Raw genomic sequence first — 9,377 nt, 5'->3', positions numbered from 1 at the left:
AATGGGAGACCACGAAAATGTCTTAACTGGAAAACTGCATACGAGGTCTTCACGGAAGAAGTGTTGCACTTAATTTGACAAACCGTCGTTCATAAAAACTGTCTGACAAATCATCCCTCTAAAAATCAAAAATTAAAAACAAATTCTAATGAAAATCGCTATAATCAAATTATCACTAAAATTTGGTATTTTAAAAACGAGGAGGAATGGACATGAATAAAGCAGTGAAACTTATCATGACCGGTGTACTTAGTCTTTCATTGATCAGCGTGACGTCGGCGGAAAGCCATGCAGCAACGAAAGCGAAGACATTCAAGAATTGTACAGAAATGCAGAAAACCTATAAAGGCGGCGTCGCCAAGAAAAAAGGTCTGAAAAACCGGACGGGATACGATAAGAACGGCAAAGCAATTTATAAAAAAACACAACATGCTGCCCACGTCAGTTTGGCGACCTATAACCTTAATAAATCAAAAGACCGTGACAAAGACGGCATCGCCTGCGAACGCTAAAAAAGACCCGCTTCCGATTTTTTCGGAAAGCGGGTCTTCGTCTGTTTAGTTGAAGTTTTTCTTGAGGAAGTCTGTAACTTCTTCCGGTGTTTTCGCGTTGGCACTGTGCAAGTGCCCCAGTTTCTCGTTATTTTGGAAGACGAGTAAGCTCGGGATACCCATGACGACGTTGTCTGATGCGATTTCCGGGAATTCATCTTTGTCGATCGTATAGATCGGCAGTTCGCTGAATTGTGATTCGACGTCCGGCATAAAGTAGTCCATCCGTTTACAGTCCGGGCACCAGTCGGCTTCGAACTTGATAATGACCGGTGTTTCGCTTGCGATTAACTCTTTGAATGTATCTTCACTCTTAATGTAGTTACTCATGTGTTAGTTCCCCCTGTTGTTGGTGTGTATCTTTAGTCTACTGATTCGGGACGCAAGATGCACGGATTATGATTGAAAAGGAACCGGGTTCTGCAAAAATGTTGTAGATCGAAGTAAGAAGAGTATGCGCAAATTGCACAAGAAGCACCAATACACGATTAAATATGATTTGCCTTTAGGAAACACTATTGGTCTTTTGTTAATTAACTAGTTTTAAGCAAAATGATTTCTATAGACCCACTTGATTTCGACCTGTTACGATGAGGTTTGCTAATCGACAGAGCGAGTGGGGGCGACAAAAATGGATCAACAAAAATATGATAATTTAAAGCTTGGTGAGCGTGGTGCCATGATCAGCATCATTGCTTATATTGTCTTATCGGTCATCAAATTGATTGTCGGCTACACGGCGGATTCAGCGGCGTTACGGGCAGACGGTTTAAACAATACGACGGATATCATCGCCTCAATTGCGGTTTTGATCGGATTACGAATCTCAAGACGTCCGGCAGATGATAATCATAAATACGGACACTGGAAAAGTGAGACGATTGCCTCGATGGTCGCTTCCTTCATTATGATGGCAGTTGGACTACAGGTCTTGATTGATACGGTTTCGACGTTGTTCGAAGGAAAGCAGGAGTCGCCGGATATCGTCGCGGCTTACGTCGGGATTGGTTCCGCCATCGTGATGTATTTCGTTTATCGTTACAACCGGAACTTATCACGGAAAATTGACAGCAAGGCCGTCATGGCGGCTGCGAAAGACAACTTATCCGATGCCTGGGTCAGTATCGGGACGACGATCGGGATTATTGGGTCACAGTTCGGGATGCCGTGGCTTGATATCGCAACAGCGATCATCGTCGGATTCTTGATCTGTAAAACGGCTTGGGATATTTTCTCGGAAGCGTCCCATGAATTGTCGGATGGATTTGATGAACAGAAGCTGAAGATGTATGAAGATGTGATTTTTGATTTAGAGGGTGTCAAAGGAATCAAGTCGATCAAGGGACGGAATTATGGGAATAATGAAGTCGTTGATGTCGTGATTCTTGTCAACTCGCAATTAAACGTCAACCAAGCCCATGATATCGCGACGAAAGTCGAAGATACGCTGACGGATGAATATGGTGTCTACGATATTCATGTCCATGTTGAGCCGGAATGAAGCAGATAAAAGGAACGATCGTCATCTGACGACCGTTCCTTTTTTTATTTAATGGAAAGGTTTATAGCCCATCACTGCAACGTTACGGAATTGCCTTGAAACAGGACCTTCAATGAATGAGATATCGGAAAATCCGTGTTTTCTTGCTGCAGGAAGGAGTTCGTCTTGGACTAGATCTCTCACGCCGGTCCAAATGACATCATTCTTACCATCACAAAAGGTGATAACGAAATGACCGCCTGGCTTTAATGCATGATAGAGAGCTGCTAAGGTACCGGAGATGTTTTCCCAAAAATAGAGTGTATGTATCGTAAATACCTTATCGAACTGTTCATTTTGAAACGCCAATTGATTTAAATCTCCATACAGTACCTTGACCCGATTGGATTGGATCGCCTCTTTGTTTCTTTCTTGTACCGAACGTAGCATAGCAGAAGAAGAATCGATACCGGTAATCTGTTTTGCTAATGATTGATGGACAAGTCGCTCGATGGCATAACCTGCCCCGCAGCCAAGTTCTAGAATGGTGTCATCTTGTTGGACGTTCAGCAGATTTACGGTCCACTCAGTCTCAGGTTGATGTTGTCTCACCATTTTTTCCCCGATGTATGTGCCAAACCGTCCTGTAGGATGTACATATTGCTGATCAATGAAACGTTTAATGGTGGCAATGATGGTGATTCGCTCCTTCCGCTTAGAAATTCCGTTCAATCGTTAAAGCCAGTGCCCCGAATTGTTTTTCGGATTCGCTTGAATAAATGGTATAGGTTGCGTTTAATAACTCCTCCATGGACCAGCCGATACAATCGATTTGTTCGAGCGGAATCTGTTCGTACAGTTCTCGAAAATCTTTGAATGATTGACGTGCAGTGACTTGGACAACTACCTGTTCATTCGTTGACAGGTTCGTGAATTCGATTTGATCCGCCACTTGAATCGCTTGGCGCTTTTGGTCGTTTAAACGAATTTCGACCACTTTTCTTCCGGAAACGATGAATTGAAAAGGTTCCTGGTATAACCCCATTTGATGTAACAAAGTAAGTTCTCCTTTTTAATGAATCCTTTAATTGTACGTTTCTTTCATTATACGTGAGATGAATCATATCCTCGTTGCAAATATGTGCATTTTCACATTGTTTCTGCGTTGACATTTGAGATAAATGAGCGTAATTTAATTTACATAGATAATCGTTCGATATGGAACGATTCGAAATGGAACACGGAGGTGGAAGGATGGAAACAGAGCAACGGGAGCCGGTTCGTTCAACGGCCATGATGCAGTCGTTTTGGAATGTGCAACGGCATCTTGTTCGGGCGGCGCATCAGACAGCGCAGGAAAATGGACTCAGTTTACCGCAATTTCACAGCTTAATGACGATTGCGCCAAGAAGTCCGATTACGCAAAAAGAGCTTGCCGCGCATACGCACTTACCGAAAAGCACGCTCAGTCAATCGATAGAAGGATTGGTGCAGTCGGAGTGGGTGATCCGGGAAACGAATCCGGACAACCGGCGGGAAGTCGTTTTACGTTTGAGTGATCACGGACGGCAATTCGTCGAAACGATCAAACAACAGGAGGCCGGGATGCAACAACGGCTCGAACAGGTCCTCGATCAGATCGATCCTGCTGTTTTTGAAAAGATGTTACAGACCCATGCCCAGATTGCAGAAGGGTTAAAAGGAATTTTGTCACCAGGAAACGGAGGCTGTACAGATGATTAAGTTACTCAAAAATCTGACGACCTATAAATGGGCGGTCTTGGCCGTCTTGATTCTTGTCTTCGCCCAGTCGATGTCGGATTTATACTTACCGACGTTGATGGCGGACATCATCGATAAAGGGGTCGTGACGGGGGATACGGCATACATTTGGAAAATCGGCGCCGTCATGCTCGGGATTACTGGACTTGGCGCGCTCGCGGCGATTGCTGCCAGCTACTATTCCTCGAAAGCCGCGATGGGACTCGGCCGCGACATTCGCCGGAAAGTCTTTAACCACGTCGAACGGTTTACGCTACAGGAGTTTGATCAACTCGGAACGGCTTCATTGATCACACGGACGACAAACGATATCACCCAAGTCCAGCAGGTCGTCATCATGATGCTGCGGATGGTCGTCAGTGCGCCGATCATGTTCGTCGGTGGACTGATCATGGCCGTCTCGAAAGATGCCAAACTGTCGCTTGTCATTGTCGCGGCGATGCCGGCGTTGGTCATTTCGATTTTATTGATTCTTTGGAAAGGGGTCCCGTTGTTCGGCCAAGTCCAAAAACGGCTCGACCGCTTGAATCTCGTTTTGCGGGAAAACCTGACCGGGATTCGTGTCATCCGGGCCTTTAACCGGGAATCCCAGGAAAAAGTCCGGCTGACAAAAGCGAATGCCGATTTGACGGACGTCTCGATCAAGGTCAATAAAATCATGGCCTTTTTGATGCCGGTCATGATGCTCGTGATGAACTTGACGGTCGTCGGTGTCATATGGTTCGGCGGTATCCGGATTAATAACGGCGGGATGCAAATCGGGGATTTGATGGCGTTCATTCAATACGTCATGCAAATCATGTTTGCTCTCGTCATGGCGTCCGTCATGTTCGTCATGATTCCCCGGGCGGCCGTCTCGGCGAAACGGATTAATGAAGTCCTTGAAATGGAGCCGACGATGGTCGATGCCGGAACGGCTTCTGCGGATCAAGAACGCGGTACGCTTGTCTTTGACGGGGTGACGTTCAGTTATCCGGGAGCCGAGGCACCGGTCCTGTCCGATATCAGCTTTACTGCCCGACCTGGTGAAATCACGGCTGTGATTGGTGGAACCGGTTCCGGAAAATCAACGCTCGTCAATTTGATTCCACGCTTTTATGACGTGACGGAAGGCAGCATCCAAGTCAACGGCGTCGACAGCCAAGCCGTCCCGCAGGAAGAATTGCGTTCGAAAATCGGCTTTGTCCCGCAAAAAGCGTTGCTGTTTACGGGAACAATCGCGGAGAACATCCGGTTCGGAAAAGAGGATGCGACGGACGAAGAAATCCGGCATGCGGCACAAGTCGCTCAAGCAACTGATTTCATTGAACGGATGCCGGACCGATATGAATCAATGATTGAACAAGGCGGTTCCAACGTCTCCGGTGGTCAAAAACAACGCTTGTCGATTGCTCGGGCACTGGTCCGGAAACCGGATATTTATGTCTTTGATGACAGCTTCTCGGCGCTTGATTTCAAAACCGACGCGACGTTACGGAAAGCTTTGAAACAGGAAACGCAAGACGCAACCGTTCTGATTGTCGCGCAACGCGTCAGTACCGTCATGGATGCCGATCAAATCATTGTCCTGGAAGAAGGACGTGTGGCCGGAATCGGGACACACGATGAACTGTACGAAACGAACGAAGTCTATCAGGAAATCGTTAAATCTCAACTGTCCGAGGAGGAAATCGCATGAGTACCAGTAATACGAAACGACCTGCCGGCGGCCCTCCCGGTGGAGGTCCCGGCGGCGGGAACATGATGATGATGGGCGAAAAACCGAAAAACTTTAAAGCGACGTTCCGCCGGTTACTCGGTTACCTGAAACCACGCCGGAACGCTCTCATAGCGGTCTTTGTCGCGGCGATTCTCAGTACGATCTTCATGATTGCCGGACCGAAAATCATGGGGACGGCGATCACGGAACTGTTTGAAGGCGCCTATGCCAAGTTCCAGGGTGTACCGGGAGCAGCAATCGACTTTACGAAAATCGGACAGATCCTGTTGTTGCTCGCGGGACTGTATGTCGTCAGCAGTCTGTTCAGTTATCTGCAACAGTATCTGATGTCGGGCATCGCGCAAAAAACAGTCTATGATTTACGGGAAGATGTAAATCAGAAGCTCGAGCGGTTGCCGCTGAAGTATTATGACGGCCGACCGAACGGGGAAACGCTCAGCCGGGTCACGAATGACATCGATACGATCGGAAGTACATTGCAACAAAGCGTGACGTCGTTCATTACGTCGATCGTGACGATCGTCGGCATTTTAATCATGATGCTGACGATCAGTCCGCTATTGACGTTGATCTCACTTGTCTCTTTACCAATCTCGATTTTTGCGATTCGTCCGATTTTGAAACGGTCGCAAAAATATTTTGCTGATCAGCAACGGACACTCGGACAACTGAATGGTCATGTCGAAGAGATGTATACCGGTCATCCGGTCGTCAAAGCGTTTGGTCATGAACGCAGAGCGGTCGAACAATTTGATGCCGTGAATGAAGATTTATATGAAGCGGGACGAAAAGCCCAGTTCATCTCCGGAATCATCATGCCGATGATGATGTTCATCGGGAACATCAGCTATGTTCTGATCAGTGTCGTCGGCGGTATTCTCGTCACTCAGCGCAGCATCTCGATCGGAGATATTCAAGCGTTCATCACCTATACACGTCAATTCACACAACCGATCACCCAAACGGCCAATATCGCGAACATCGTTCAGTCGACGGTCGCAGCAGCGGAACGGGTCTTTGAGTTACTCGACGAAGAAGAGGAAGTTAAAGAAGTAACGACGCATCACTTAACAAAAGCCGACGGCGCGGTTGCCTTCGAGCATGTTGACTTCGGTTACGGCGAACAGCTGTTGATTGAAGACATGAACATCGATGTCAAACCGGGTCAGACGGTGGCAATCGTCGGTCCGACTGGTGCCGGGAAAACGACGTTAATCAACCTATTGATGCGGTTTTATGAGTTAAACCGTGGTGTCATCCGCATCGACGGGATCGATACACGGAAGATGTCTCGCGAAGATTTACGGACGACGTTCGGTATGGTCCTGCAAGATACGTGGCTTTTTAACGGTACGATTCGTGACAATCTCGCTTATGGAAAAACCGGGGCGACGGAAGAAGACATCGTCGAAGCCGCGAAAACGGCTCATGCCGATCACTTTATCCGGACGTTGCCGGACGGTTACGATACCGTCTTAAATGAAGAAGCATCAAATATCTCACAAGGGCAAAAGCAGTTGTTGACGATTGCCCGGGCGGTCCTCGCCGATCCGCCGATCATGATTCTCGATGAAGCAACGTCAAGCGTTGATACGCGGACGGAAATCTTTATTCAACAAGCGATGAAACGGTTGATGGAAGGGCGGACCAGTTTCGTCATCGCCCACCGTTTGTCGACGATTAAAGATGCAGATTTGATTTTGGTCATGGATCAAGGCCGGGTCATTGAACAAGGCACACATGAAGCATTGCTCGAAGCAAACGGCTTTTATGCCGATCTCTACAACAGTCAGTTCTCGGAAAAAGAAGTCGTCTGAGGAAATGGCAGCATCCGATCCGGATGCTGTCTTTTTTTGTGGAATCTTTTTTCTTGCACTCATATACCTAAGGGGGTATATTGATGGCAGGAACTTATTCAGTAAAGGGGCAAACAATATGAAAAACATCTCAACCAACGAATTAGAACAGGTACTGCAAGACGACAAAACCATTCAACTGATTGATGTCCGTGAAACGGATGAATACGCCGGCGGTCATATCCGACAGGCGAAAAACCTTCCGTTATCCGAACTGGCGGAACGGACGAATGAACTGGATGCCGACCGGCCATTACATGTCATCTGTTTAGCTGGGGGACGCAGCATGAATGCTTCAACCTATCTCGAACAAGCCGGTTTTGATGTCACGAATGTCGACGGCGGCATGATGAGCTGGCAAGGCGACGTCTCGAAATAATCGATCACACTTATCCGAAGGGGGAACTTCCATGTTATTACGTTACTTTTACGATGAAAAATTAGCCCAAGCTTCTTATCTGGTCGGTTGTCAAAAGACAGGAGAAGCAATCGTCATTGATCCGGCGCGAAATATCGAAGGATATCTCAAAGAAGCGGCAAAAGAAGGATTACACATCGTCGCGACAGCGGAAACGCATATCCATGCGGATTTTGTATCCGGCACACGGGAATTTGCCGAACGGTTTGATACGACGGCGTACCTGTCTGACGAAGGAGACGCCGACTGGAAATACGATTTTGCAGCTGACATCGAAGCGAAACTGGTGACGGATGGAGATCGATTCAAAGTCGGAAACGTGACATTTGAAGTCATGCATACACCGGGACATACCCCGGAACATCTGTCATTTGTGCTGTATGACCGCGATCAGACGGTTCCGATGGGCATTTTTACAGGAGACTTTGTTTTTGTAGGCGATATCGGGCGTCCGGACTTACTTGAAGAAGCAGCCGGCATTCAAGGGACGACGGCTGTCGGAGCAAAACAGATGTTTGCGTCACTGAAACGGTTCAAAGCATTACCGGATTTTGTGCAAGTCTGGCCGGGTCATGGAGCCGGCAGCGCCTGCGGGAAAGCACTCGGTGCGATTCCGACGACGACGGTCGGTTATGAAAAACAAACGAACTGGGCTCTCCAGGCAGAAGACGAAGCTACATTTGTCAAAGAGCTGACGACGGATCAACCGGAGCCGCCGAACTACTTTGCGATGATGAAACGCGTCAATAAAAAAGGAATCGCGGTCACGCCTACGCTTTTAAAGCCGCGGGTCGCTGATGCAACTGAACTGGAAACCCTTGTCGAAACGATGCAGGTCGTTGATACACGTAACGGAAAAGCGTTTGCTGCAGGACATGTACCGGGGACACTCAATATTCCATACAACTCAAAATTCGTCACGTGGGCCGGCTGGTTACTGGACTTTGATCACGATATTGCCGTGATTGCCGAGCCACGTTTACTGGAAGAAATCCAGACCGATTTACAATCGATTGGTCTCGACCGGTTCGTCACATTGGTAGATATAGCAGATTTGTCACCCGAACAATTGACGGAACAGTATCCGGACTGGAGTGCCGAACAAACGATTGAAGCAGCGGAAGCCGGTGACGTGTTTGTCCTCGATGTCCGCAATAAAACAGAATGGGATGCTGGTCATTATGAGCAGGCGAAACGAATTTTACTTGGTAAACTGTCCTCACGTTACGAAGAAATTCCGGTCGATTGTCCGGTCGCCGTCCACTGTGCCTCCGGCGTCCGGTCACGAATGGCAGTCAGTGTCTTACAATCACTCGGCATGAAGAATGTCATCAATATCGATGGTGGATATGCCGCTCTTCAACCGGTTCTTGACCGGCAGGCGTTAATAGAAAAATGACAGCACGATACTAAAAGAAAATAGCTTTTCCAAAATGGATGGTTCTAATCAGAATCATCCATTTTTTTAAATACTATTCACAAACTGCCACTTTCAGGTTAAAAGTGGTTTAGTAATTCCTTTAGCTGGGGAAATTAAAGAAGTGTCGGAAATATATTATTTAGAGATGAA

The 9,377-nt window shown here is 47.3% G+C and carries 10 protein-coding genes; 7 read left to right on the top strand and 3 right to left on the bottom strand.

The genetic code is table 11. The features are described 5' to 3' along the window. The first annotated feature begins 212 nt into the window (after positions 1-212). Complete coding sequence (locus KNQ07_RS09640; RefSeq protein ID WP_214766347.1) at positions 213-512, top strand: excalibur calcium-binding domain-containing protein; 300 nt, start codon at positions 213-215, stop codon at positions 510-512. A gap of 45 nt (positions 513-557) precedes the next feature. On the opposite strand, the gene KNQ07_RS09635 is transcribed toward KNQ07_RS09640, so the two are convergent. Further along, on the bottom strand, positions 558-881 hold the full coding sequence (locus KNQ07_RS09635) for a thioredoxin family protein (protein WP_012369239.1): 324 nt from the start codon (positions 879-881) through the stop codon (positions 558-560). A gap of 301 nt (positions 882-1,182) precedes the next feature. Between KNQ07_RS09635 and KNQ07_RS09630 the strand changes: the two genes are divergently transcribed. Beyond that, a complete protein-coding gene (locus KNQ07_RS09630) occupies positions 1,183-2,052 on the top strand; it encodes a cation diffusion facilitator family transporter (protein ID WP_214766345.1) in 870 nt (289 codons plus the stop codon). 48 nt (positions 2,053-2,100) lie between these two features. Here KNQ07_RS09630 and KNQ07_RS09625 read toward each other — a convergent pair whose 3' ends face one another. Together KNQ07_RS09625 and KNQ07_RS09620 are read right to left on the bottom strand one after the other, a co-directional pair. Then, positions 2,101-2,643 carry a class I SAM-dependent methyltransferase gene (locus tag KNQ07_RS09625; RefSeq protein ID WP_214766343.1) on the bottom strand — a complete coding sequence of 181 codons (543 nt, stop codon included), beginning with the start codon at positions 2,641-2,643 and terminating at the stop codon, positions 2,101-2,103. A gap of 103 nt (positions 2,644-2,746) precedes the next feature. After that, positions 2,747-3,088, bottom strand: coding sequence for an ASCH domain-containing protein (locus KNQ07_RS09620; RefSeq protein WP_214766341.1), 342 nt, complete (start codon positions 3,086-3,088; stop codon positions 2,747-2,749). Between the two features lie 197 nt (positions 3,089-3,285). On the opposite strand from KNQ07_RS09620, the gene KNQ07_RS09615 reads away from it, so the two are divergent. From KNQ07_RS09615 to KNQ07_RS09595, 5 genes are all read left to right on the top strand, one after another. Continuing rightward, entirely contained in the window at positions 3,286-3,774 is a 489-nt protein-coding gene (locus KNQ07_RS09615; protein ID WP_214766339.1) for a MarR family winged helix-turn-helix transcriptional regulator, read from the top strand. After that, positions 3,767-5,491 carry an ABC transporter ATP-binding protein gene (locus tag KNQ07_RS09610; protein ID WP_214766337.1) on the top strand — a complete coding sequence of 575 codons (1,725 nt, stop codon included), beginning with the start codon at positions 3,767-3,769 and terminating at the stop codon, positions 5,489-5,491. Before KNQ07_RS09615 ends, KNQ07_RS09610 begins: the two co-directional genes overlap by 8 nt. Further along, positions 5,488-7,350: an ABC transporter ATP-binding protein gene (locus KNQ07_RS09605; RefSeq protein ID WP_285801132.1), complete on the top strand. Its 1,863-nt coding sequence runs from the start codon at positions 5,488-5,490 to the stop codon at positions 7,348-7,350. The genes KNQ07_RS09610 and KNQ07_RS09605 overlap by 4 nt, the downstream gene beginning before the upstream one ends. A gap of 118 nt (positions 7,351-7,468) precedes the next feature. Continuing rightward, on the top strand, positions 7,469-7,768 hold the full coding sequence (locus KNQ07_RS09600) for a rhodanese-like domain-containing protein (protein WP_214766335.1): 300 nt from the start codon (positions 7,469-7,471) through the stop codon (positions 7,766-7,768). A gap of 31 nt (positions 7,769-7,799) precedes the next feature. Then, a complete protein-coding gene (locus KNQ07_RS09595; protein WP_214766333.1) occupies positions 7,800-9,206 on the top strand; it encodes an MBL fold metallo-hydrolase in 1,407 nt (468 codons plus the stop codon). Positions 9,207-9,377: the final 171 nt, after the last annotated feature.

This window comes from Exiguobacterium sp. s145 (genome assembly GCF_018618835.1).
In the GTDB taxonomy this organism is placed as follows: domain Bacteria; phylum Bacillota; class Bacilli; order Exiguobacteriales; family Exiguobacteriaceae; genus Exiguobacterium_A; species Exiguobacterium_A artemiae.
The sequence above is the reverse complement of the archived record's forward strand: the minus strand, read 5'-3'. Positions and strand labels throughout refer to the sequence as shown.